General features: G+C 36.4%; 3 protein-coding genes. All 3 read left to right on the top strand.

Going from position 1 to position 2,010, the window contains the following annotated elements; translation table 11 throughout:
• On the top strand, positions 1-872 hold an 872-nt coding region (locus M595_RS27240), incomplete at its 5' end, for a dienelactone hydrolase family protein (protein WP_203419181.1).
• Between the two features lie 136 nt (positions 873-1,008).
• The gene (locus tag M595_RS27245; RefSeq protein ID WP_023066856.1) at positions 1,009-1,449 is read left to right on the top strand and encodes a DoxX family protein; all 441 of its coding nucleotides are present in this window, start codon (positions 1,009-1,011) and stop codon (positions 1,447-1,449) included.
• A gap of 193 nt (positions 1,450-1,642) precedes the next feature.
• Positions 1,643-1,819 (top strand): hypothetical protein, encoded by a 177-nt coding sequence (locus tag M595_RS31370; protein WP_023066840.1) that lies wholly within the window; start codon positions 1,643-1,645, stop codon positions 1,817-1,819.
• Positions 1,820-2,010 lie beyond the last annotated feature (191 nt).

A 2,010-nucleotide genomic window follows, 5' to 3' on the forward strand; every position in this document is an offset into this window, starting at 1 on the left:
TAGGACTTGCTTTAGTTATCTTTTTAGGAATCCTATTGTGGGGAAATCAATACTCAGGTAACGCGAGTGAGAACCCAACTCCAGATCCAGTTATCCAGATGTGGAGATCTCATCAGCAAGATCTTCCGATTTCTTCTCCTCTGGTTGCGGTTGAACCGAGTCAACCTGTTGAGACAAATTCAGTCACCTATGGAAGTTTAAATAATCAAGATTTAGTGGGATATCTTGCTCGTCCAGCACAAGCTGAGGAGTCTTTACCGGGTTTAATTATTATCCATGAATGGTGGGGACTCAATGATAATATTAAAATGATGACTGAACGACTCGCCGGAGAAGGTTATGTAGCTTTAGCTGTTGATTTGTATGAAGGAAAAGTTGGGGATACTCCCGAACAAGCCAGAGAATTAGTGACCGCAGCGAGAAATAATGAACAACAGTTAAAAAATAATATTCGTCAAGCTTATCAATATTTAGAACAAGAACAAAATGTACCCAAAATTGGGAGTATAGGTTGGTGTTTTGGGGGAAGTTGGTCACTAAACACAGCATTGCTTTTTCCTAAAGAACTCGATGCTACCGTCATTTATTATGGAGGTGGAATTGAAACCAATCCGAATCAACTTAAAGCTTTAGAAATGCCCATTTTAGGAATTTTTGGAGAACTTGATGATAATCCTTCTGTAGAAACAGTTCGTCAGTTTGAAACGGCGTTAAAAGATTTAGGAAAGTCACCCGAAATCTACATCTATGAAAATGCAGATCATGCTTTTGCAAATCCTTCGGGTACTCGTTATAATGCCGAAGCTGCTGAAGATGCTTGGAAAAAGACAATTACCTTCCTAAATCAGCATTTAAAATCGGTTGCAAATTAATCACTCAGAATATCCAGACTCTCTATATAATGTTATTATGAGTGAGTGTGAATAATCCAATAAACTGATATTTTGAACCAATCTCGGGAAAGCAAGTCAATAGTTATAGAAGATAACATCTACTCCCAGTAAAACCATGAAATTTAACGAGACTCCGATTTTACTTCGTCGTCAGGATATCATCTTAGCTTACACCCTGTTACGTCTGGTATTTGGGATTAACTTTATGGTACATGGGTTAGTCCGAATTGGTAATATTCCTGGCTTTGTAGCCTCCCAAGTGGCTTTGTATGAAGGATTACCTATCCCTGAGTTTATGATTTCAATTCCTGCTTTTTTTATTCCCATCGTTGAATTAATTGCGGGTGTTTTAATGATTATTGGCTTTCAGACTCGTAATGCAATTATTGCCAGTTTTGTGTTAATGCTTCCTTTAATGTTTGGAGTTTGCTTGCTTCAGAAATGGGATACAGCCTCCTCACAATTAATTTATTGTGTTGTGTTGTTTATCTTGTTAGCGGGTTACACTTTTAACCAAATTTCTATTGATAGCTGGCTCAGAAGTCGTAAGAATTAAAAGCTTAAACTTATTAGAGATTATTCAGGGAGAAGCCCAGATCATTCTCCCTTTTTTCTTCCTGTTAAAACTCCAATGGCTTGCGGAATAGTTCGAGGTACGGTATAACTTTAAGAAACCAACTCTGTTCCAGTCACAATTAATTGAGTTGAACCACCACAATCAAGCATCATCACTTTTTCCTGCATAACCTGTGGTGATTAATTTTCCATCTTGGGTTAAAACAAAACCGATAGAACAGTGGAATGTTGGTCGAGAATTTCGTCGTCGTTTGAAGCGAAGATTTGATCAAGTCGGAATTTCAATTGGTGTTCCTCGCTTGGAACTACAACCTAACTCTAATGGAAAAGAAATTAACCTTAAAGCATAATTTAGTTTTTACTTCTGATCATTTTGATACATTTTATTTGACTTAAAAAATTAACAATTTAAAGAGTGAGTCTATGGTGTTCAAGTGAGTTAAAATCTAAAAAATCTCTAAAATTTACCGCTCTCAAAAATATCAAAGTTTCAAATGTTATGATTGAGTTTCAATAAAAATCTAGAGTCAGTAAACCTGTT

The sequence above is a fragment of the Lyngbya aestuarii BL J genome, assembly GCF_000478195.2.
GTDB classification, from domain to species: domain Bacteria; phylum Cyanobacteriota; class Cyanobacteriia; order Cyanobacteriales; family Microcoleaceae; genus Capilliphycus; species Capilliphycus aestuarii.

Coding starts and splice junctions, on each gene's coding strand:
- M595_RS27245 (WP_023066856.1), top strand. CDS start 1,009: ATGAAATTTAACGAGACTCCGATTTTACTTCGTCGTCAGGATATCATC.